Source organism: Microbulbifer maximicatervae (SeqCode) (assembly GCF_052467385.1).
The window spans coordinates 3,792,965-3,814,696 of sequence record NZ_CP174311.1 but is presented as its reverse complement, the minus strand read 5'-3'; the positions used below and the strand labels follow the sequence as shown (position 1 = coordinate 3,814,696).

The following is a 21,732-nucleotide window of genomic DNA, read 5'->3' as shown; positions in this document are numbered from 1 at the left end:
CGGGCGCTGCAGGGACGGAGAAAAAAGCCTCAACATAAGGGGCTACCTGGCCCACGTACAAGATGTGCCCGTGCGAGAGTGAGGTTTGTGTGAGTGATTTAATTCCAACCCGTGAGGAACAGGAAGGTGATGGCGAAGTTCGCTATCGCATGCTGTATGAGTCGGAAGACAAAGTCTACATCCGACATATCAAGGGTGTTTTCACCCGTGTTCGCAAATATACCGGCCTGCCTTTGCTGCTGGCTTTCTTCTTCCTACCTTGGATCAATATCGACGGGCGCCAGTCGGTCTTCTTTGATCTCCCCACCCGCCAATTCCATATTTTCTGGACTACTTTCGGCCCCCAAGACGGCTTCCTTCTAGGTTGGCTGCTGATCATTGCCGCCTTCGCGCTGTTTGCGGTCACCACTTTGCTGGGCAGGGTGTGGTGTGGCTTCACCTGTCCGCAGACCGTCTGGACCATGATGTTTATCTGGGCAGAAAGGGTTTGTGAAGGCGATCGCAACAAGCGAATGAAGCTCGATAAGGCCCCCTGGAACCTGGAAAAGGTTCTGCGCAAGGGTGGCACACACACCATTTGGCTGTTGATCTCGCTGGCAACTGCACTGGCATTTGTGGGTTATTTCTACGGTGTGCGCGAGCTGGTGGTGGATCTGGCGACGTTTAACGCGCACCCGCAGGGTGTTTTCTGGGTCGCTTTCTTCACTTTTGCCACCTATATGAACGCCGGCTTCCTGCGTGAGCAGGTGTGTAAATACATGTGCCCCTATGCCCGTTTCCAGTCGGTGATGTACGATGAGGATACGCTGGCGGTTTACTACGATGCCAAGCGGGGTGAGACCCGTGGTCCGCGCAAAAAGAACGTGGATTACAAGGCGGAAGGTATGGGCGACTGTATCGACTGCTACTGGTGTGTTCAGGTGTGTCCGGTGGATATCGATATCCGCGACGGCATGCAGTACGAATGTATCAACTGTGGCCTCTGTGTCGATGCGTGTAATAGCGTGATGGACAAGATGGGCTATGAGCAGGGCTTGATTCGCTTCACCTCTGAGGACGAATTGCAGGGTGGAAAGACCCGCTTCCTGCGCCCGCGCCTATTTGGCTACGCGTTGATACTGGTTGCGATGACCGGCCTGTTTGCACAGCAAGTGATGACTCGAAGCCCAATCGAGGCAGAAATCACTCGCGACCGCGGTGCTCGTATGTTCCGTGAGTCCCAGGGACAGGTGCAAAATGTCTACACGGTAAAAATCAACAATATGGATCAGGCTCCCCACGAATTCACCATAAAGGTGGAAGGTAAGCCTGAATACGATTACTCCATTCGCAAGCCGAAGACGATTTACCTGGTGCCTGGAGAGATGTTCTCCGTTCCCATTCGGGTAAGCGTTCCCAGAGACCAGCTGAAGGATACCAAGCACGATATCGAGATTGTTGTCCAAGCAGTCGACAATCCTGAGCTGGTTGATAAGCACCGAACGGTGTTTATTGGTCCAAAGCAGTAGACGGGACGCCAATCCCGTTGCAAAGTACGGGCCCGCCCAGGCGGGCTCGACTTTTGTGCACAAACGGTAACTTTTTGGTAACGCGATGAATGAATCAACCCCAAAACCCTGGTACCGGGAACCTTGGGCGTGGATGGTACTGGCCCCACTGATTACAGTGGTGGTTGTCTCCACAATTACAGTCTCGATAGCGGTGCGCTTTGCTGACGATAAAGTCAGTGATACTTACTACAAAGACAGCCGCATGTATCACTTCAGCGCCGAGCAGGACTTGCGTGCGAAAGAGCTGGGTTTGGCCGCTTTGGTCCAGTTTCAGCCGTCTGAAAAATCGGTTGTCGTGGAGCTGAATGGCGACCTCGACTACCCCAAGGCCCTACTGCTCACATTGAGCCACCCAGTGGAGTCTGACCTGGATAAGCATATCGAGCTCTCCCAGCTCTCCGTGGGCCGCTACCAGGGCACTTTGCCTGAAGGCGTTGGGAATCGCTGGTATCTGCGCTTGATGCCGGAACTCGATCCCGATGCGCATCAGGACGCCAACTGGCGCCTGAAAGGTGAAATCAACTTCGATCTCGGCAATGCCGCGCCACTGAACGCAGTAACTCAATGACTTCGTCTTCCTCCTCCTGTTATCACTGCGGACTCCCAGTCCCTCCCGGCAGCAACCACTCGGTGGTGATCGACGGGGCCGCCCGGGATATGTGTTGTCCAGGTTGTGAGGCGGTAGCCAGCGCTATCGTTTCCGGTGGTCTGGATGGCTTTTATCGCTTCCGGGAGAAGGAGAGCGACAGGCCGGAGGAAGCTCAACCCCAGGACCGCTGGGCGGCATACGATTTGCCGGAAGTGCAGCAGCAGTTTGTCCACGATTGGGATAACGGCAACAAGATTGCCTCGCTGTTGATTAGCGGTATTACCTGTGCAGCCTGTGTGTGGCTGATAGAAAAGCACCTGGGGCAGTTGGACGGGATTGAGAAGGTCTCTGTCAACGCCAGTACCCAGCGTGCCCAGATCGGTTTTAATCCCGACAAGATCAAACCCAGTGAGCTGTTTGGCGAACTGGAACGGATTGGCTACCGGCCGGCCCCGGCTACTGCGGCCAACCAGGAAAGTGTGATCCAGAGCGAGCACCGCGCCGCCCTGCGCCGCCTGGGTGTCGCTGGACTCGGCACCATGCAGGTGATGATGTTTGCCATCGCCCTGTATTTTGGTGCTGCAGCGGAAGAGGGCGTCGGCGAGTTTGAGCGCTACTTCCGCTGGGTTTCTCTGCTGGTGGCAACGCCAGTGGTTTTCTATGCGGCGCGTCCATTTTTCAGTGCCGCTTTGCGCAGTCTGCGCGCTCGACACCTGAGTATGGATGTGCCGGTGTCCCTGGCGATTGGTATGGCCTATGTCGCCAGCTTTTACGCCACGGTATTTGGCACCGGTGAGGTGTACTTCGAATCTATCTCCATGTTCACCTTCTTCCTGTTGTTGGGACGGACGGTGGAAATGCGCGCCCGCCACCGGGCGGGCTTAGCCAGCGGTGGTCTGGCTCAGTTGCTGCCGATGACGGCGGCCAAATACCAAGGGGACGATATTGTCCATGTACCGGTGGCCGCATTGGTCGCTGGGGATAAAGTTTTGTTGCGCCCGGGAGACACTATCCCCGCCGATGGGGAGGTGCTGGAGGGCGTAAGTGGTGTGGATGAATCCCTGCTCAGCGGTGAATCGGCACTGCAACAGAAGTCTGCAGGCAGCCCGGTTTATGCCGGTAGTGTCAACGGCGATTCCACCCTGACTATTCGAATTACGGCAGCGGGGCAGTCGACTCGCCTGTCCGCCATTGAGCGCTTGGTAGAGCGGGCGCAATTAGATAAACCCAACCAAGTGGCCCTGGCAGATCGGGTTGCGGGTATTTTTGTCGGTGTTGTTCTATTCGCGGCACTGGCGGCGTTTGTTGTCTGGTGGCAAATCGATCCCAGTCGCGCTTTTTGGGTGTCCCTATCTGTTTTGGTGGTGACTTGCCCCTGCGCACTGTCGCTGGCAACCCCTGCTGCCCTGGCTTCCGCCACCCTGCGTTTACAGCAGTTGGGGCTTCTTGTGGCTGGAGGCAGCCTACTGGAAACGCTGCCGCGTATCGGCCGGGTGCTGTTCGACAAGACCGGTACCCTGACACGCGGTGAGCCGAGAATCCTGCATATTGATTTGCTGCGGGCCAACTGGACTGAGCAGCGGGTTAAGGACGTTGCTGCCGCCCTGGAATCCCAGACCAATCACCCTCTGGCCAGGGCCTTCCGCGCCTGGCGTGGCAATCTCACCGCTAATGAACTGAAAGTCCATACCGGAGCCGGCCTGGAAGGGCAGATCGAGGGGGACAGTTACCGGTTGGGTAAGGCGAGCTTTGTCTCCAGTGAGGAAGTTTCCACGCCTGAAGGGGAGGGGCAGTGGCTACTGCTCGGCGACTCCCTGGGCCCTATTGCCTGGATTGCGTTGGGGGATAAGTTACGGGACTCGGCAACCACCGCTGTTGAGGGTTTGACTGAGCAAGGTCTTTCAGTGGAACTGCTCAGTGGTGACCAGTCTGCGGAAGTTGAACGGCTGGCAGGGCGAGCGGGTATCGACAACTACCGCGCCGGTGCCTCGCCAGAGGACAAGCTCAGCCATATGAAGCAGCTGCAAAGCGATGGTGAGAAGGTGTTAATGGTAGGGGATGGCATCAATGATGTGCCAGTGCTCTCTGGTGCCGATGCCTCTGTGGCGATGATGTCTGCGGCGGATCTGGCCCAGTCCCGCGCCGATGCCATTTTGCTGAACGGAGATCTCGAAGTGCTGCCCAAAGCTATAGAGCTGGCGCACAAGTGCCGCCGAATTGTGCGGCAAAACCTGGCATGGGCTCTGGGCTACAACGTGATTGCCCTGCCGCTGGCATTTTGCGGTCTGGTGCCGCCCTGGGCTGCGGCAATCGGTATGTCCCTGAGTTCTCTGATCGTAGTGCTAAATGCGTTGCGTCTGTCCCGTGGACAGGAAGTCGACGAAAACCCTGTGGGCGCCGCGGCTTAATCCCGTGCTCACAGAAAGAGAGGAGGTGTAACTGATGGAAAGTCTGTATTTCCTGATTCCCATTGCGGTGATTTTGGTTGGCTTTGCGGTGAAGCTCTTTTTCTGGGCCGTGAATAACGGACAGTACGATGACCTGGAAACGGAAGGTCGTCGCATTTTGTTTGATGACGATGATGTTCAGCAGGACAAATCTGACGCGGAAAGGAAGCAGGAGAAGTAAGTGGGGGACTGGGGTTTTTTAGCGGCGGCTCTGGCTATCGGTTTTTTGGGTAGCAGTCACTGCATCGGTATGTGTGGGGGAATCTCCGGAGCGCTGGGTATGGCGGTACCGGGCAAAAAGACTGCTTGGGTGCAGCTGGGCTCTTACCAATTGGGTCGCCTGGGTAGCTATGCGCTGATGGGAGCGCTCGCCGGTGCCCTCGGTGCGGCGATACTGCCGGCACTAACTCCGCTGCGATTTGCTGCCGGGATCATGTTGATCCTGATGGCGCTGTACATCGGCGGTATCTGGCAGGGATTGGCTTGGATTGAAAAAGGGGGCCGTTACCTTTGGCGCTATGTGCAGCCACTATCGGCCAAATTATTACCGGTGCGCTCTGCGGGGCAGGCATTGGCACTGGGCTCCCTGTGGGGCTGGTTGCCCTGTGGTTTGGTTTATAGCGCGCTGACGTTCGCCCTGGCCCAGGGCAGTGCCGAGCGGTCTGCCTTGGCGATGTTTGCTTTTGGTTTGGGCACCGTGCCCGCCATGCTGGCTACTGGTGCTGCGGCGGCGCAGGTGCGCGGCATAGTGCAAAAGCCGGGGGTTCGCTATGGTTTCGCCGCAGCGATTTTGCTGTTTGGTATCTGGACCATTTGGGGGGCTATGGGCCACGGTGGACACGGAGACCACGCCAACCACGGGCAGATGAGCGGGATGGAAGCCCCCGCCGAAGACAAAGAAGAGCAGGGGCACCATCATCACCATCACTAAGCGCAGTGATGATGGGTCTTGTGGGCGCTAGAGATCGATCCGCAGGGATAGGTCGATAGCGCGCAGGTGCTTGGTCAGGCTACCGGAAGAGATATAGTCCACTTCCAGTTCAGCTAACTGAGCGATGCGATCCCGGTCGACACTGCCGGAAAGCTCAATTTTGGCTTTGCCTTTGGCCAGTTTCAGGGCCGTTCTAGTGTCTTCATCATTGAATTCGTCGAGCATAATAACGTCCACACCGACGGCGAGCGCCTGCTCCAGCTCTTCAATATTTTCCACTTCGACTTCAATCAAGGCTTCAGGCTTGATCACTCGCGCTTGGGCGACGGCGTGTTCAATGCCACCGGCGGCGAAGATATGGTTCTCTTTGATCAGGAAGGCGTCGTAAAGACCGATGCGGTGATTGTGGCAGCCACCGCAAAGTACGGCGTACTTCTGTGCGCTGCGCAGACCGGGAATGGTCTTGCGGGTATCGAGAATCTTCACCTCAGTGCCTTCAGCTCGCGCGGCGAACTCCGCAGCGGTTGTGGCAGTACCGGATAAGGTTTGCAGGAAATTCAGTGCGGCCCGCTCGCCGGTGAGGATGGCGCGGGCATTGCCTTCCAGCTCAAAAATAACGGCATTGGCGCTGATACGGTCGCCGTCCTCGAAGTGCCAGGTGAGGACGAGCTCCGGGTCCAGGGCGTGGAATACAGCCTCTACCCAGGCGCGACCACTCAGAGTGCAATCTTCGCGGGTGATTACCCGGGCCCGCGCATTGCGGTCCTCTGGGATCAGCTGGGCGGTGATATCGCCACTACCAATATCTTCTTCCAGGGCCACCTGAACTGAGCGTTGCAGGTCGGTAGTGATATTGGGAATAGCCGTGTCTTGTGGTCGCATTGGGAAACCTCGAAATTAACGCCGGCGCAGTTTACCAAAACACTCGGGGTTTTGACTGCTCAACTCAGTCTCTGGCAAGTAGCAGTTGGCTCTACGAATAGCTGTGACAAGTGTCTCAAATATGTCGCAGAACTGTGTAAAACAGTCCTATAACGCGAGTAGAATGACCGAAGAGTTAGGCTTGATCGCAGCCTGAATTGTTTCAGAGCAGGGCCGGTAAACGCTGTTCTCTCGCGGTCAAAACTTGAGTGAAATCAAGAACTTCGGCAGATTTTTCGCGCATGATCGCGGCGGGATTTCAACAGTTTGGGAATGTGGTTAACGGGGAACAGAAAGCCCCCGTTTCCGCTAGGGAGACCACTTTTCCATTCACTAATTTTTGCTTTTGGCCTCAGCGCTACAAGTCGGACGGCATTCGAAGGACCTCTTGGAAATGAGTGAATCCAGAAAGGTAGTTTCCCTCTCAGAGAAAAGTGGAGCGCGAAATATTTCTGCATCAGGTAAGCCCCCTGTTCTGCCCGCCGCAGTAACAATGCTGAAGGACAAAGCGACGGCACAGCTGCTGGAGCGGATTAAAGCGCTGTTTGGCAAGGTGGATGATTCCCTGTTTGCAATGGCCGAGCGAGCTCATGGCCAGGAGGAGCAGGATGGGCTTTTCCAGGCACTGCGCCTGCTGCGCGTTGAGCGCCGCAATATTGCCGAGCACTTTATCCAGAACGTCTCGCGCGCTTTTCAGGTCCGCCAGGAAGAAAAGACGGAAAGCAGTTTCGCCTCAGATAACCTGTCGCTGGTTCACAATGATGACCTGGAGCAGTTGGTCGCTGCCGATACCATGGTGGCCAATGCCAAGCGCGATTTCGCCGAGCCCCTTACCGAGCTGTGCATGAGGCTCGATACGCTCTACTCCGTCAAGGTGTACGACAAGAACAACCCTCTGGGGCCAGACGTAATCTGTGACGCCTTTGTAGAGGCGATTCAGGATCTGGACCTATTTATCCGCGCTCGCCTCACCCTGCTGAAAAAGTTCGAGCAGGTGGTCATGCTGCAGCTGCGGGACTTCTATGAATTCTGTAACCAATTACTTGTAGAGCAGGGCGTACTGCCATCTCTGCGTGAGCAGCAGCGAGTAGCCAGGCAGCGCTCGGCCTACAACGGTGCTCCCCACGCCGCCAGTGCCCCCACTGGTAGTGCCGGTGGTGTAGAGGCTGGCAGCCAGCCAGTACAAGGTGGAGTCGCAGCGACAGGGCACTTCCCCCCAGGGTTAGTGCCCGCAGCCGCAGGTGTTACTCCAATGCCTGCAGGGGATCTGCTTTCCCACTTGGGTGCACTGCAAAGTGGCAGCCACTATCAAGGTGGAAGTGCGGTACAGCTTTTGAATGTGGGCGAATTGCTACAGCAGCGCTTGGTGGATTCCAATCAGGCCGCCTCGCTGGCAAAAGTCGATAGCGATGTGATCAAGCTGGTAGAGATGTTGTTTTCCTTTATTCTGGAGGACCGCAGCCTTGCCACCCAAATCAAATCACTTCTGGGCCGCCTGCAACTGCCGCTGTTGAAAGTAGCCATTGCAGACAAGTCATTTTTCAGTAAAGGCGGCCATCCTGCGCGCAAATTGCTGAACGAGTTGGCCGATGCCGCTACCGGATGGCAGGCGGGGGATAACTACGAATCCGATCCCCTGTACAAAGAGATATCCGAAATTGTTGAGCGCGTGCTTAATGAGTTTGATCGGGATATCAATATCTTTGCCGTTTTGCTGGAATCCCTGCGCGAATTTATCGTCCGCGAGCGCAAGCGTGCCGAGATGTTGGAGCGCCGCGTTGTCGATGAGGCGGATGGTCGGGCTAAAACCCAAGCTGCCCGCGCACGGGTTGCCGCAGTAATGGATGCCTTGGTTGCAGAGCGGGATCTGCCACAGGTGGTGCAGGATTGGTTGAACAAAGTTTGGAACAACGTGCTGTTCCTGACCTGTGTCAAAGAGGGGACAGAGAGCGACGCCTGGAACCGCGACGTGCGCACAGCGAGAGATCTCGTGTGGAGTGTGCAGGCCCCAATGCCGGATTCCCGCAAACAGTTATTGAGCTTACTGCCTGTTTTGCAGGAGAGATTGCGCGAGGGAATTGAGGCGCTTTCCTATAACGCTTTCGAAGCGCGTACCCTTTTCACCGGCCTCAAAGAAGTTTATCGCGAGCGCTTTGCCCTGGCCCAGCAATTGGCGGAGCAGCGTGAACGTGAAGTGGCAGAGCAGGTTGCCCGCGAAGTGCGCGCAGCGAAATCTGCTGAGCCTGCGCCTGTTGTTGCTGATAATGTTGCTGACAAGCCTGTTGCCCCTGTCGTGGAGCAGGAAACTGCTGCTGATGCCGGACCCGCTGATGTTACTGAAGCTACGGTTGATGAAATTGCAGTGACTGAAGCGGTAATCGCTGAAGCTGTGGTTACCCGGGAAGTGATTTCAGACACTGCCGAAGATCAACTTCCAGATGAGCCAGCTGAAGTTACTGTTGAAGCTGTCCAAGCCGAGCCCCAGGAAGTGGCCGTGCCGCAGATGGAAGAGCTCGAGCAGGCAGTTGCTGAAGCAGAGGTGGCTGCACCGGAGCAGGATGGACTGGCCCCCCTTGACGAAGATGATCCCCACTGGCAGATGACCTTCCGCCTGGCACAGGGTAGTTGGTTCGAGCTGAAGCGCTCTGAGGACGAGCAGTTCCGTTGTCGTCTGGCGGCGGTAATTCGCGATATCGACCAGTTTATCTTCGTTAATCGCAATGGCGCCAAAGTCGCTGAATTCGCCCGACTAGAGCTGGCCCATGCGCTGCGTTCGGCACAACTGCTGCCGCTGGATGACGGCATGTTGTTTGAGCGGGCGCTGCAGTCCGTAATTGGCAATGTGCGCAAGAAGCGCAGTGAGCAGCGCTAATTTTCAGGAATTTAACGAGCGGACGTTGAGTATTTAGCAGGGATACTCAGTGGCCAGTGGTTTTCCGCAAGTTATGTCGCGATACTGCTCCGATCAGATTGGCATATCGATCAACGCTTCCATAGAATGGTAACTGCTGAAGCTTCGGGCGATACCGGGGCTATCAATAGGTTGCAGCGGAGATCGCAGATTGAAATATCAAGTGGAGTCTGGCTGGTTGGCGGGCGCGCGCCGGGTTCCGAGTCCTCATTGCAATAGCCGCCCGGAAGGCTGTGCGGTGGATCTATTGGTGATTCACAGTATCAGCTTGCCGCCCGGACAATATGGCGGCCCCTACATTGATGCCTTTTTCCTGGGGCAGTTGGATATCGACGCGCACCCCTATTTTGCCGATATTGCTGCGTTACAGGTGTCTGCGCATATTTTGATCGACCGCGATGGCCTGGTAACTCAATACGTGCCCCTTGATCGTCGTGCCTGGCACGCGGGCAAGTCCGAATTTAAAGGTCGCACTAACTGCAATGATTTTTCCATTGGTATTGAGCTGGAAGGTTTGGATACCGATATTTACACCGACTCCCAATATCACGCACTTGCCGAGGTGAGCGCTGCGATTATGCAAGCTTATCCCGCTATTGATATCGATAGAATTGCCAGTCATTCGGATATTGCTCCCGGAAGGAAATTGGACCCGGGTCCGGGGTTTGACTGGGAGCGCTACCTCAACAAGCTGAAAGAAATCGTCTGATATCCAGTAGCGGTCCTTAAAAGCGGGAAGGGTTTCTGTATCAGGAGCCGTAGCACGATTTTGATAACTGAAACAGTCTCGGATTATTTATGACTCTGTTAATTGTTCTGATCACCGTTGCCCTAGTGCAAATCTGGGGCTCAGGGGCTCCGTTACATCGCGATGGTTGGTTCAGTCGCTGGGGCGAGTATTTACAGGCGTTGCCCAGCATTAATGGCAATAGTGGTCTGCTGCTTGGTGTCACTATCCTGGTTCCAGTATTGATCTCTGCGATTGCGATGACGCTGGCAGAGGGCGCAGCGGGCGGTCTGGGCTACTTGCTGTTGGGGGTGCCACTGCTGCTCTATTGTCTCGGTCGCGGCAACTTCAACGATATCGTCGCAAATTACCTGCGCCACTGGTATAGCGGAGACCTGGAAGGTGCTACCAAAGCGGCGGCGCCCATTTTGCGCGAGTTACACGAAGCGCCCTCCGATGACACTTGTCTGCATGAGCAGGTATTTCGCGGCGCTGCCTACTGCGCCTTTGAGAGACTCTTCGCGGTGCTGTTCTGGTTTATTTTGCTGGGTATTCCCGGGGCAGTACTCTTCCGCTTGAGTGCTTTGTACGCAGAAAATACCCGGGGCTCCTCCGAAGAGGCGACGGCGGCGCGTTGGTTGTGGTTGCTGGAATGGCTGCCGGTCCGTGTGATGGGGCTGAGCTTTGCCATTGTGGGTAACTTTGCCGGCTGTTACCGCGCCTGGCGCCGGGTGTTGATGTGTCGTGAGAGCCATACCGATCAGGTTCTCGAAGCTTACCTGGAGGGGGCTCTCGGCGGTATTGACGCCAGTGAGTGCAGTGGTGGTTCCGATCTGTCTCAGATGCAGCGCCAAAGTGGTGCGGAGATTGAGGGGCTGCAAGCGCTGCTATCCAGAACCTTGCTTCTGTGGATCACTGGTTTGGCCCTTCTGGTTCTGTTTATCTAAGGAGCCTCTGAATAAGCCCACAATGCCTGTACCATCGCCCCAGAGCTACTTTTGTCTGCTGGGGCGATTGGTGAATTTGTCGCCATTTTCAAAATTTTCTTTCCTTCCTATCTTGACTTATCCCCCCCTTCCTACGAAATTGCGCGCCCCAGCGGCCGGACTTCGGCGCTTTGCCATATCAATAAAGCGAAGCTAGTCATTGCCTGCGACGGCTTATACTCATTGGAGGAAGTAGGGTTTGGAAGTTTCGGTATTGGAACCGCAAATGTTGTCAGATCTGGCTAGGGCAAACGATTGGAACGCAGCCACATTGGTGGCGGGCTTGCGAACCTATTTTCGCAGCGGCAGCACCACTGAATTGAGTTGGCGGCGCAAGCAACTGTCTCAGCTACGCAAGATGATCTCCGAGAACGAGGCACATTTTGTCCAAGCCCTTCACGATGATTTGCGCAAAGCTCCCCAGGAAAGCTACCTCACTGAAATTTCATTTCTCTACAACGATATCGATCACACCCTGAAGTCCCTGAAGAAATGGGTGCGCCCGCGCAAGGTCCAATCTCCGATGATGACCCAGCCGGCCAAGAGCTATGTGCAACCGGAGCCGCTGGGTGTAGTGCTGATTATCGGTGCCTGGAATTATCCGCTGCAATTATTGTTATCGCCGCTGGTACCGGCGATTGCCGCCGGCAATTGCGCGGTGGTAAAGCCCTCTGAATTATCGCCCGCAACCTCCCGGTTAATCGCAGAATTATTACCGCGTTATCTCGACAACGATGCCTTTGCGTGTGTCGAAGGTGGTGTGGCGGAAACCACGGCGCTGCTGGAGCAGCGCTGGGATCATATTATGTACACCGGCGGTGGCCGGGTCGGCAAAATCATAATGAGTGCGGCGGCTAAATACCTGACTCCGGTAACCCTGGAACTCGGCGGAAAAAGCCCTTGTATTGTTGCCGATGATGCCAACCTGGAAGTGGCTGCACGGCGAATTGCCTGGGGTAAATTTACCAATGCGGGGCAGACTTGTATCGCCCCGGATTATGTTCTCTGTAGTCGGCGGACAGCCGATCGGCTCACCCCCATGTTGCAGCGGGTGCTCTGGGAAATGTATGGGGAGCATCCGCGAGAATCTGCCGACTATGGGCGCATTATTAACAGCCAGCACACCCTTCGCCTGTCGGATTACCTGGGGGATGGAGAGGTGGTATTTGGCGGTGAAGTCGATGTGGATGACTGCTATATGGCGCCCACCATAATGCGCAACGTCAATCTCTCTGCGGGAGTTATGCAGGAGGAGATCTTTGGCCCGATACTCCCCATTATTGAACTGGATGATTTCTCCAAAGCGGAGGAGTTTGTCAATGAGCGAGAGAAGCCCCTGGCCCTGTATGTATTTACCCAGGATGAAGCATTGGCGGATCGGATTCTATCCCGTTGCAGCTCCGGCAACGCCTGCGTGAATGACTGCATGATGTTTATGCTGGCCCAGGACCTGCCTTTTGGAGGCGTCGGTGCCAGCGGTATGGGGTCCTACCATGGAGAGCATGGCTTCCGCACTTTCAGTCATTACAAGGCCGTAATGCGGCGCAGAAATATCCTCGATATCGATATACGATATGCACCCTTCAACGACAGGAAAATGAAATTCCTGCGTATGCTCAGCAAATAATTCCTTATCGACAGGCATGGTTTTCCACTGTGCCTGCTCCGTAGAACACTGGATGTTATCGGCGGTGGATAAGCTGGATTATTCCCATGTAGTCGAAAAGGATACACAGTGTTATGCCCCTGGATCGCAACGAGATACCTGCCAGTGAGGATGTATTTAGTGCCGCACAAAATATTGCAGGCATGGTACACGAGACCCCTCTGCTCAGCTCTCGGCAGCTGAACGAGCTGACGGGCGCCAATTTGTGGTTTAAGTGTGAGCACTTGCAGAAAGTGGGTGCCTTTAAAGCGCGGGGCGCGGCTAATGCGCTTTCGCTGCTCCCAGTCGGGGTCGAGGAAGTTGCCACCCATTCGTCCGGTAATCACGGTGCGGCGCTCGCCTGGGCAGCAGCCCAGCGGGGATTGGCCTGCACGGTGGTGATGCCAGAAACGGCTCCCAAGACAAAACGCATGGCGGTTGAGGGGTACGGTGCCAAAGTGGTGACTTCGGGCCCCAGCCTGGCTGATCGCGAATCCACTTTGGCAAAGGTACTTGAGGAAACCGGTGCGCACGAAGTCCCGCCCTATGACGATAAGCGCATTATTGCTGGGCAGGGCACCGTAGCCATGGAGGTGCTCAAGCAGAGCCGCGAACAGGGCTTTGCTCCAGACGTTATTGTGGCGCCAGTGGGAGGCGGTGGACTTTTGTCCGGCGTGGGATTGGCTATGGCTGCGCTTGCCCCCGATATCCTGGTGATTGGTGCGGAACCCGCCGGAGCGGATGATGCCCAGCGTTCACTGCGCGGTGGCGTTCATATCACCACACAACAACCCGATACGATCGCCGATGGTCTGCGCACAACATTGGGCGGCAAAAATTACGCCGTTATTGAGCGCACGGTGCGGGATATTGTGACAGTCAGCGAAGCTGGTATCGTCAATGCGATGCGGCTATTGTGGACGCGAACCAAGCAGCTGGTAGAACCGTCGGCTGCGGTGGGTCTCGCTGCGATCATTGAGCACAGCGCGCGCTTTCGCAATAAGAATGTCGTGGTTGTTCTGACCGGCGGAAATATGGATCTGGACAAAGTGGGCCCACTGCTGTCCAGTGAAGAAAACTAAAAGGGGAACTGGGATATGAGCCATTTATTGAAAAAGGGCGGCCGGGGTCTGGCCGGGCTACTTTGTGCTGCTGCGCTGTCACTGACTGGAACCAACGCGATTGCTGAGAAGCTGACACTGTCATCCAGCTCCCTACAAGCTGGAAAGAAAATGCCCATGGCTCATGTTTATGGCAGCTGCGGCGGTGAGAACCTGTCTCCCCAATTGAGCTGGAGTGGGGCACCGGAGGGCACAAAGAGTTTTGCTATTACCGCTTACGATCCCGACGCGCCCACCGGCAGTGGTTGGTGGCACTGGGTGGTATTTAATATCCCAGTGGATACTACCAATCTTCCGGAAGGGGCCGGTGATCTGAAAAACGGCCTGATTCCAGAAGCAGTGCAGGGGCGCAATGATTATGGTAATTCCGGTTACGGTGGTGCCTGCCCGCCCAAAGGGCATGGGGATCATCGCTATCGTTTTCGTGTCTATGCCTTGAAAGTGGAATCCCTGCCGCTGGATGAAAACACTTCTCCTGCTAAAGTTGGCTTCAATATCAATGCCAATAAGTTGGCCGAAGCGGAGCTGGAAGTTTTGTGGGGCCACTGAGTAAATAAACTAATTTAATACTCCGCTGTGCAGGAACACCTGTTGCAGCGGCTGAGGCTCTGGAGGCCCGCGCTTGACCAACTTACAAAAACAAATGACATGGGGGCAAGCGCTGGCCGCTTATTTGAAGCCCCGTGTACTCACCATGTTTTTCCTCGGCTTTTCCGCCGGCCTCCCATTACTGCTGGTTTTCTCTACTTTGACTGCCTGGCTGCGGGACTACGGTGTCAGCCGTACCGCCATCGGGTTTTTTGCCTGGGTGGGGATCACCTTTTCGATCAAGGTTCTCTGGGCCCCTATTGTCGATCAGCTGCGTCTGCCTTTTTTCACGGATAAATTGGGCAAGCGTCGGGGCTGGATGCTGGTATCCCAAATCGGGATAGCGATTGGCCTGATAGGTATGGCCAGTGTAAATCCCCAGCTCTCCCTGATGCACGTAGCCCTACTGGCCCTGTGGGTCGCTTTCTGTTCAGCCTCTCAAGATGTGGCGATTGATGCCTATCGAATTGAGGCGATGGACGATGACTATCAGGGCGCTATGGCTGCCAATTATGTATTTGGCTATCGGGTGGCAATGCTGATAGCTGGAGCGGGCGCCCTGTTTATTGCGGATATCTTTAGCTGGTCTGGTGCTTATCTTGCGATGGCTGGATTGATGGGCGTGGGCCTGATTACCACCTTGATTATTGCCGAGCCCGATCACAGCAAGGTAAACAAAGAAGCCGATGAGCTGCAAAGCGAGTGGGCCCAGCGCCTGTTGGGCAAGGGGGAGCATGGTCGCCTGAAGCAGTGGTTTATTCGCGCCGTGGCCTGCCCCTTTATCGAGTTTTTTCAGCGCAATGGCCGCTTTGCAATCATTCTGTTGCTATTTATCGGTATCTTCCGTTTAAGTGATATTGCGATGGGGGTGATGGCCAATCCCTTCTATTTGGATCTGGGCTTTACCAAAACGGAAATCGCTGAAATCAGTAAGCTGTTTGGCTTCTTCTGTACCATTATCGGTTCCTTTCTAGGTGGGCTGTTAGTGGTGCGATACGGTGTTGTGCGTCCGCTGATACTGGGTTCGGTTATGGTCGCCTGTACCAACCTGTTATTTGCCCAGCTCGCTGTGATCGGTCCCGATAAAGCCTGGTTGGCGCTGGTAATTAGTGCGGACAACATCAGTGGAGGAATTGCCAATGCGATACTGATCGCGTTTCTCTCCAGTCTTGCTAATAAAGCTTATACCGCCACTCAATATGCTTTGTTCAGCTCCCTGATGACCTTGCCGGGGAAATTTATCAGTGGTTTTTCCGGCATAGTGGTGGATGCTCAGGGATATGCCTACTTCTTTATTTATGCAGCGCTTATGGGAATTCCAGCCATTCTGCTGTCCATTTATTTTTGGCGCCGCGAGCAGCGCGACTGGCCGGGAGAAGAAGTGCAGCCGGGGGCGGGCACTACCTAAGGTTTACAGGGATGCTATTTCCTCTCTAAGAGTACACCCCGAATTCAGCTCTTTTCTAAATCCCTATGTCATATCAAAACTCTTCGCCGGGCATTCTGCCCGGCTTGTGTCTATGGTGGTTGTAAAGGTGAAACCCACCCCTCCATAGACTCGCCCTTATGTTTGATTGTGTGTCTGTTGCCTGTCGGGTTGGGTATCACTGGTAGACGATGCTCAGCGAATAAAAGCGACAAACTATGGCCCACGAAACCATCCGGGAGGCGGTGTTTAATCGGCGTATGCTGATTTGTATTGGCACCGGTTTCTCTTCGGGGATGCCTCTTTTTGTATTGATACAGTTGGTGCCCGCTTGGCTGCGTACCGAAGGCGTGGATCTGGCCACTATCGGTATTTTTGCATTGCTCGGATTGCCCTATACGTGGAAATTTATCTGGTCTCCGTTGATGGAGCGCTACGCATTCCCGATGCTCGGCCGTCGGCGGGGCTGGATGCTGGTAATGCAGCTGTTACTGATTGTTTCCATTGGCGTCCTGGGGATGTTCAGTCCCCAGTTTGATATCTGGTCAATTGCCGCAATTTGCTTTGCCGTGGCTTTTTTCAGCGCCAGCCAGGATATAGTCCTGGATGCTTTCCGACGCGAGATTCTGCCGGACCAGGAGTTGGGTCTGGGCAATTCCTTTCACGCCAACGCCTATCGTATTTCCGGCTTGATTCCGGGATCCCTCAGCTTGATCCTGTCGGATCACCTGGCCTGGGACCAGGTGTTTATGATTACTGCGGCCTTTATGTTGATCGCCGTCTTTATGACCTTGATGGTCGCTGAGCCAGACCATCCAGCAGGTCGTCCTAAATCTTTGCGCGAGGCCATTGTTTTACCCTTCGTCGAATTCTTTAATCGCAATGGCGTAAAACAGGCGGTGCTCGTACTGGCCTTTATGTTTTTGTACAAGCTTGGCGATAGCATGGCTACGGCACTGGCGACGCCCTATTACCTGGATATGGGATATTCCAATACGGATATCGGCATAGTGGCAAAGAATGCCGGTTTGTGGCCTGCGGTAATTGGCGGTTTCTTTGGCGGCTTATTAATTGTAAAAATCGGGATTAATAAGTGCCTATGGATTTTCGGGGTGGTACAGCTGGTTTCAATTTTCGGATTTATGATTTTGTCTGAAGTGAATGGCGAGCTGGTGGGTACTCCAGATTTCAATCCGAGCCTCTGGCTATTGGCGATAGTAATTGCCTTTGAGTATCTCGGGGTGGGGTTGGGGACAGCGGTGTTTATTGCATTTATCGCCCGAACTACCAGCAAGTTGCACACCGCGACTCAATTTGCCTTGTTTACAGCGTTGACTTCGCTCCCGCGCACCTTCGCCAATGCCTCCACCGGCTATTTGGTGGAGGGAATGGGGTGGACACATTTCTTTCTCCTGTGTGCCGTTCTGGCGGTGCCTGGAATGATCCTGTTATTTTGGGTCGCGCCCTGGGGGGCTGATGAGGTAGCGTAGTTTTCTATATGCGATTGGGGCTAAGGTTTCCAGCGGTATTTGCCCATATCCACTCGCCCTTTCAGCAGTATGACCCCCTCTCTTTCCAGTCTTTCACGCTGGCGGCTGGCGCCGGGTTCCGGCAGGGAGATGCGCCCCTGGGCGTTGATCACCCGGTGCCAGGGTAGCTTGGTACCCCGGGGTAATTTACGCAGGGTCTGACCTGCAAGTCTCGCAGCGCGTGGGTAGCCGGCCATCTCAGCCAGGTCCCCGTAGGTGACAACCCGCCCTTTGGGGATCGCCGCCAAGGCCTGACATATTCTTTCCAGGGAGTTCTGTTTTTCCATAAAAAGCTCTAAATATCGGCGAATTACGCCAACTGGGCGCAATTTTTTACTTTGTAATCTCCTGAAAATGAGATTTTTATTCGCCATTTATGGATACTTTACCAGCTCGCAAGGTCACAGTCCCCAGGGCGCGAAAGCCTCCGCTGTGACGGCGTGCCACATGATTCTAGTTATGGCATCATGGTGCGATTGTTGAGGCTGTTTGCACCGTTCATACACCTAAAAAGTCCAAGGTTTCTTAGTGGTTTTATCGACACGACTTCCCAAGCTCTTTGCTCGAACTCTCTTGTTTCTTGTGCCATTCCAGGCCCATGCCGGTGTGCTGACCCTGGAAAATGGCGATCGTATTCAGGGCGAGTTGGTGCTGGTAGAGAAGGATCAGGTCACTTGGAAGTCAGAGACTTTTGGTGAAGTTAAAGTCGACAAATCCAAAGTTGTGTCGATGGATGTCGATACCGATATCAAAATTGCCGGCAGGGATGAACCCTGTACCTTGGCTGGCCACCGCCAGGAGCGTTGGGAAGTGTACTGTGCTGAAGGGCGCGGTTGGCTGATCGACTTCCCCGGTATTGAGCGGGCAGAACCCTACAGCACATTTACCACCAGTCCGGTGTTATTCAGCGGTAATGTTACCGCCGGGGGCGTATTCGAGAGCGGTAACCGTGAGCGTGAAGACCTCGATGCCAATATTAACTTGGATATCCGCCATGGAGATTTTAACCACCTGATGGGGGCGGTTTACCAGAACCAGGAAAGTGAAGAAGACGGTGACCTGGAAAAATACCAGCTCAACTATGATCTCCGCTGGATCTTTGCTGAGAAATGGTTTGCCGCGGCTAACAGTGAGTTGGAAAGGGAAGAGGCTCAGAACTTAGACCTGGGAACTACGCTCGGTCTCGGTATGGGTTATCTGTTTTACGACACCAGTAAAACCACTTTTTCCCTCGAAGGTGGTGTGAGTAGCCTGCACGAGAGTTTTATCGACGAAGAGTTGAGTGAAGACCAGGATGAGCGCTATGTCGCCGGCCGAATTGCACTTAACTACCGCTACAAGTTTTCCCTTGGGCCGGAAATTTATTTCGACCAGGAAACCTTACAATCCTTTGATCACAGTAACGACTACGAAGCTAACGCCAAGCTGGGGGTGCGCACACCGCTGGTTGAAGGCGTGCTGATGGAGATCGGTTACGAGTGGCAGTACGACAATACGCCCTCCCTGGAAAGTGAAAAAGAAGATACCAAAGTGACCGTTGGTGTCGGTTACGAATGGTAATTCCCCCTCGAACCTGCATAGGGCAGGTTCGAAGGCAGTCATAAACGATAAATCTAAAAAACGAGCGACGACGAGGAGTTCAATATGCAAATCGCTGACAGTATTGTTGCGATTACCGGTGCGGGCCAGGGGTTGGGCCGAGCCATGGCCGAGTATCTGGCTGCGCGAGGCGCCCGCCTGGCCCTGATCGATGTTAATGAGGAAGGCCTGAAAGACAGCGTTGCAGCTTGTGAAAAGCTCGGTGCAGAGGCTCGCAGCTACTTGATCAATGTTGCCGATGAGGAAGCGGTGGACTCCGGTTTTGCGAAAATCGCAGCAGACTTTGGCGGACTCCAGGTTCTGGTTAATAACGCCGGCATTATGCGCGATGGCATGTTGCTCAAGTGTAAAGACGGCAAAGTGACAGATCGCATGTCCCTGGCACAGTGGCAGTCTGTGATCGATGTGAACCTTACCGGTGTATTCCTTTGTGGCCGTGCTGCAGCGGGCATTATGGCGGAGAGCGGTAAGGGTGGGGTGATGGTCAATATCTCCAGTTTGTCCCGTGCGGGCAATATGGGACAGACCAACTACTCCGCCAGTAAAGCGGGTGTTGCAGCGATGACGGTATCCTGGGCACGCGAACTGGCGCGCTACGGCGTGCGTGTTGCCGGGATTGCCCCGGGTTTTATCGGCACCGATATGGTTGCGCAAATGCGCCCTGAGATTCTTGAGAGTCTGGTAAAGCAAGTGCCCCTGCGCAGGTTGGGTGAGCAGGATGAGATCGCCTCGACAGTAGCGTTTATCCTGGAGAACGACTACGTCACCGGTCGAGTGATAGATATTGATGGCGGAGCGCGCTTGTAAGCTTCCCTCTTCCCCAGCATAAAAAAGGGTGAGCTGAGTTCACCCTTTTTTGATTCTGTAATTAGTTTCTGGATCTACAGCGAATAGTGCTTTAACTCAAACGCGTAACACCATCGGCGCGGAACTTCGAATACATTAGCTGCCATAGCTGAAGTGTGCGCCCCCGGAATGCACCGGCGTAAGATAGTAGATAGTAGCGCCACATCCTGTAGAAGCGCTGGCCGTAGCGATCGGCAAAGCGCGGCCAGTTTTTCTCAAAGTTCTCATGCCAGGCCATCAGGGTTTTATCGTAGTAGTATCCAAAGTTGTGCAGGTCTTCGCACACTAGCAAGCGATCGGTCGCGTCGCCCAGCTGTCCTACGGAAGGTAGCTCACCACCTGGGAATATATATTTTTCTGTCCACAAGTCCGTAGATGCGGTGCGCTGGTTGTTACCGATCGTATGTAACATCATCAACCCATCTTTGTTCAGACAGCGCGCTGCTGTTTCCATAAATGTTCGGTAGTTCTTGCGGCCGACATGCTCAAACATCCCTACGCTGGCAATGCGGTCAAAAGGTTCTTTGAGTTCTCGATAGTCCTGAAGGCGGACAGTAATTGGCAGTTCACCATAGCGCTCTGTCACATAGGCTTTTTGCTCTCGGGAAATCGTAATTCCAACACACTCCACTTGATACTTTTGCGCGGCATAGCTAACCAGACTGCCCCAGCCACAGCCAATATCCAGCAAGCGCATCCCGGGTTTCAATTCCAGCTTGCGGCAAATCAGGTCCAGCTTGGCTTCCTGGGCTTGGTCGAGGGTTTCAGCCTCTTTCCAATAGCCGCAGCTGTACGTAAGCCGATTGTCGAGCATGGCACTATAGAATTCGTTGCCCAGGTCGTAGTGTTGCTCTCCCACATTAAACGAGCGGTTTTTGCTTTGTAGATTCACCAGATAGCTGCGTGTGGCGCGCCAAAAGTAGCGCCAGTTCTTGATACTGTGATGAATCTCAGCACTGAGTAGCCGGTGGAAGAACTGATCCAGGTCTTGGACATCCCAATCGCCGCGCATATAGGTCTCACCCAGGCCTAAGCTGTGACGGGCGATGACCTCATCAAGGGCTGCTTCCCGGTGGAGTTGCAGGTCCCAGGGTCTTTCCCCGTTAATTTGAATGTCCGCTTTCGCCAATATATCGTCCACTAAGTGGCGACTGCGTCCGATGGCTGGCACTTCTATAGCATCCTGTTGCTCGCTTGCCATTCAATCCTTCCTCTCTCCAGTTACTTTGGGGTGGAATAAGGCGCCCTTGAATAATTTGCCTCCCCACTCCATTTACTACAGCATATTGAAAAAACCGTGATCGTCCCGGCTCTCAGCGAAGCTGGTTAACTAGGAATTTCCGCAATGCGCCCATTATTACTTCTATTTATAGCCCTACCTGTACTCGAAATGTGGGTGTTGATTGCCGTAGGGAGTGAAATTGGCGCCCTGCCAACGATCGGCCTGGTCATTTTGACCGCAGTGGTAGGAGTGACACTGCTTCGCCGCCAGGGGATCTCTACCCTGATGCGGGCCCAGGAGAAGATGCAGGCTGGAAATATTCCCGCCAAAGAGATGGTTGAAGGGATATTCCTCGCGGTAGGTGGTGTGCTGTTGCTCACCCCGGGCTTTATCACTGATTTCTTCGGCTTTATCTGCCTGATTCCGGGGCTCAGGAACCTGTTGCTCGGTTTTATCCTTCGCCACGTCAAGGTGGTTCCCCCGCAGAATTTTAACCAGTCGCCAAATCACAAGCGTGGTGACGACATTATCGAGGGGGAGTATTCAAAAGATGAGAAGCGCCCCGGAGAGAATCAACACTCCGTTGAAGATAAGCGCCCCAAGTCCTGATTGGGTTAAAAAATATACAAAATGTCAGTGATGAGAATTTGCTTTGCAGTTTTTTCACCTGATGGTGTTGAAATCCTTATTCCCG

The 21,732-nt window shown here is 54.4% G+C and carries 19 protein-coding genes; 16 read left to right on the top strand and 3 right to left on the bottom strand.

Annotation, left to right across the window (positions count from 1 at the left end):
- The first annotated feature begins 89 nt into the window (after window positions 1-89).
- The 5 genes from ccoG (at window position 90) to ACJJIR_RS16255 (ending at window position 5,517) form a co-directional block, all read left to right on the top strand.
- Window positions 90-1,508, top strand: a complete 1,419-nt coding sequence (gene ccoG, locus ACJJIR_RS16275; protein WP_413664704.1) for a cytochrome c oxidase accessory protein CcoG — start codon at window positions 90-92, stop codon at window positions 1,506-1,508.
- Between the two features lie 85 nt (window positions 1,509-1,593).
- A complete protein-coding gene (locus ACJJIR_RS16270) occupies window positions 1,594-2,118 on the top strand; it encodes a FixH family protein (protein WP_413664705.1) in 525 nt (174 codons plus the stop codon).
- Window positions 2,115-4,547: a heavy metal translocating P-type ATPase gene (locus ACJJIR_RS16265; RefSeq protein WP_444906136.1), complete on the top strand. Its 2,433-nt coding sequence runs from the start codon at window positions 2,115-2,117 to the stop codon at window positions 4,545-4,547. Before ACJJIR_RS16270 ends, ACJJIR_RS16265 begins: the two co-directional genes overlap by 4 nt.
- A gap of 34 nt (window positions 4,548-4,581) precedes the next feature.
- Window positions 4,582-4,767, top strand: coding sequence for a cbb3-type cytochrome oxidase assembly protein CcoS (gene ccoS, locus ACJJIR_RS16260; protein WP_108732140.1), 186 nt, complete (start codon window positions 4,582-4,584; stop codon window positions 4,765-4,767).
- A complete protein-coding gene (locus ACJJIR_RS16255; RefSeq protein ID WP_444894730.1) occupies window positions 4,768-5,517 on the top strand; it encodes a sulfite exporter TauE/SafE family protein in 750 nt (249 codons plus the stop codon). It abuts the gene before it with no gap.
- Window positions 5,518-5,544: 27 nt separating this feature from the next.
- Here the strand turns inward: ACJJIR_RS16255 and nadC are convergent, their stop codons facing one another.
- On the bottom strand, window positions 5,545-6,399 hold the full coding sequence (gene nadC / locus ACJJIR_RS16250) for a carboxylating nicotinate-nucleotide diphosphorylase (RefSeq protein ID WP_444906135.1): 855 nt from the start codon (window positions 6,397-6,399) through the stop codon (window positions 5,545-5,547).
- A 433-nt stretch (window positions 6,400-6,832) separates the two neighbouring features.
- On the opposite strand from nadC, the gene ACJJIR_RS16245 reads away from it, so the two are divergent.
- The 8 genes from ACJJIR_RS16245 (at window position 6,833) to ACJJIR_RS16210 (ending at window position 17,332) form a co-directional block, all read left to right on the top strand.
- The gene (locus tag ACJJIR_RS16245; protein ID WP_444906134.1) at window positions 6,833-9,310 is read left to right on the top strand and encodes a DUF1631 domain-containing protein; all 2,478 of its coding nucleotides are present in this window, start codon (window positions 6,833-6,835) and stop codon (window positions 9,308-9,310) included.
- 190 nt (window positions 9,311-9,500) lie between these two features.
- The gene (gene ampD / locus ACJJIR_RS16240) at window positions 9,501-10,058 is read left to right on the top strand and encodes a 1,6-anhydro-N-acetylmuramyl-L-alanine amidase AmpD (RefSeq protein ID WP_444906133.1); all 558 of its coding nucleotides are present in this window, start codon (window positions 9,501-9,503) and stop codon (window positions 10,056-10,058) included.
- Between the two features lie 89 nt (window positions 10,059-10,147).
- Window positions 10,148-11,023: a regulatory signaling modulator protein AmpE gene (gene ampE / locus ACJJIR_RS16235; RefSeq protein WP_444906132.1), complete on the top strand. Its 876-nt coding sequence runs from the start codon at window positions 10,148-10,150 to the stop codon at window positions 11,021-11,023.
- A 238-nt stretch (window positions 11,024-11,261) separates the two neighbouring features.
- On the top strand, window positions 11,262-12,689 hold the full coding sequence (locus tag ACJJIR_RS16230) for an aldehyde dehydrogenase family protein (RefSeq protein ID WP_444906131.1): 1,428 nt from the start codon (window positions 11,262-11,264) through the stop codon (window positions 12,687-12,689).
- A 113-nt stretch (window positions 12,690-12,802) separates the two neighbouring features.
- Window positions 12,803-13,789: a threonine ammonia-lyase gene (locus tag ACJJIR_RS16225; RefSeq protein WP_444906130.1), complete on the top strand. Its 987-nt coding sequence runs from the start codon at window positions 12,803-12,805 to the stop codon at window positions 13,787-13,789.
- A 15-nt stretch (window positions 13,790-13,804) separates the two neighbouring features.
- Window positions 13,805-14,377, top strand: coding sequence for a YbhB/YbcL family Raf kinase inhibitor-like protein (locus tag ACJJIR_RS16220; RefSeq protein ID WP_413664714.1), 573 nt, complete (start codon window positions 13,805-13,807; stop codon window positions 14,375-14,377).
- A 73-nt stretch (window positions 14,378-14,450) separates the two neighbouring features.
- The gene (locus ACJJIR_RS16215) at window positions 14,451-15,824 is read left to right on the top strand and encodes an AmpG family muropeptide MFS transporter (protein ID WP_444906129.1); all 1,374 of its coding nucleotides are present in this window, start codon (window positions 14,451-14,453) and stop codon (window positions 15,822-15,824) included.
- Between the two features lie 236 nt (window positions 15,825-16,060).
- Entirely contained in the window at window positions 16,061-17,332 is a 1,272-nt protein-coding gene (locus ACJJIR_RS16210) for an AmpG family muropeptide MFS transporter (RefSeq protein WP_413664716.1), read from the top strand.
- Between the two features lie 20 nt (window positions 17,333-17,352).
- On the opposite strand, the gene ACJJIR_RS16205 is transcribed toward ACJJIR_RS16210, so the two are convergent.
- A complete protein-coding gene (locus tag ACJJIR_RS16205) occupies window positions 17,353-17,658 on the bottom strand; it encodes an MGMT family protein (RefSeq protein ID WP_413664717.1) in 306 nt (101 codons plus the stop codon).
- 241 nt (window positions 17,659-17,899) lie between these two features.
- On the opposite strand from ACJJIR_RS16205, the gene ACJJIR_RS16200 reads away from it, so the two are divergent.
- Together ACJJIR_RS16200 and ACJJIR_RS16195 are read left to right on the top strand one after the other, a co-directional pair.
- Entirely contained in the window at window positions 17,900-18,931 is a 1,032-nt protein-coding gene (locus tag ACJJIR_RS16200) for a DUF481 domain-containing protein (protein ID WP_444906128.1), read from the top strand.
- A gap of 84 nt (window positions 18,932-19,015) precedes the next feature.
- On the top strand, window positions 19,016-19,777 hold the full coding sequence (locus ACJJIR_RS16195; RefSeq protein ID WP_413664719.1) for an SDR family oxidoreductase: 762 nt from the start codon (window positions 19,016-19,018) through the stop codon (window positions 19,775-19,777).
- A 91-nt stretch (window positions 19,778-19,868) separates the two neighbouring features.
- Here ACJJIR_RS16195 and cfa read toward each other — a convergent pair whose 3' ends face one another.
- Entirely contained in the window at window positions 19,869-21,017 is a 1,149-nt protein-coding gene (gene cfa / locus ACJJIR_RS16190; RefSeq protein WP_444906127.1) for a cyclopropane fatty acyl phospholipid synthase, read from the bottom strand.
- 144 nt (window positions 21,018-21,161) lie between these two features.
- Here cfa and ACJJIR_RS16185 point away from each other — a divergent pair, with 144 nt between their 5' ends.
- Window positions 21,162-21,647, top strand: coding sequence for an FxsA family protein (locus tag ACJJIR_RS16185; protein ID WP_444906126.1), 486 nt, complete (start codon window positions 21,162-21,164; stop codon window positions 21,645-21,647).
- The last annotated feature ends 85 nt before the right edge of the window (window positions 21,648-21,732 follow it).

Bases quoted from the DNA above. Each gene is read 5' to 3' on its own strand.
- ACJJIR_RS16270 (WP_413664705.1), top strand. From the start codon at position 1,594: ATGAATGAATCAACCCCAAAACCCTGGTACCGGGAACCTTGGGCGTGG.
- ACJJIR_RS16265 (WP_444906136.1), top strand. From the start codon at position 2,115: ATGACTTCGTCTTCCTCCTCCTGTTATCACTGCGGACTCCCAGTCCCT.
- ccoS (WP_108732140.1), top strand. From the start codon at position 4,582: ATGGAAAGTCTGTATTTCCTGATTCCCATTGCGGTGATTTTGGTTGGC.
- nadC (WP_444906135.1), bottom strand. From the start codon at position 6,399: ATGCGACCACAAGACACGGCTATTCCCAATATCACTACCGACCTGCAA.
- ACJJIR_RS16245 (WP_444906134.1), top strand. From the start codon at position 6,833: ATGAGTGAATCCAGAAAGGTAGTTTCCCTCTCAGAGAAAAGTGGAGCG.
- ampE (WP_444906132.1), top strand. From the start codon at position 10,148: ATGACTCTGTTAATTGTTCTGATCACCGTTGCCCTAGTGCAAATCTGG.
- ACJJIR_RS16225 (WP_444906130.1), top strand. From the start codon at position 12,803: ATGCCCCTGGATCGCAACGAGATACCTGCCAGTGAGGATGTATTTAGT.
- ACJJIR_RS16220 (WP_413664714.1), top strand. From the start codon at position 13,805: ATGAGCCATTTATTGAAAAAGGGCGGCCGGGGTCTGGCCGGGCTACTT.
- ACJJIR_RS16210 (WP_413664716.1), top strand. From the start codon at position 16,061: ATGGCCCACGAAACCATCCGGGAGGCGGTGTTTAATCGGCGTATGCTG.
- ACJJIR_RS16205 (WP_413664717.1), bottom strand. From the start codon at position 17,658: ATGGAAAAACAGAACTCCCTGGAAAGAATATGTCAGGCCTTGGCGGCG.
- ACJJIR_RS16195 (WP_413664719.1), top strand. From the start codon at position 19,016: ATGCAAATCGCTGACAGTATTGTTGCGATTACCGGTGCGGGCCAGGGG.
- cfa (WP_444906127.1), bottom strand. From the start codon at position 21,017: ATGGCAAGCGAGCAACAGGATGCTATAGAAGTGCCAGCCATCGGACGC.
- ACJJIR_RS16185 (WP_444906126.1), top strand. From the start codon at position 21,162: ATGCGCCCATTATTACTTCTATTTATAGCCCTACCTGTACTCGAAATG.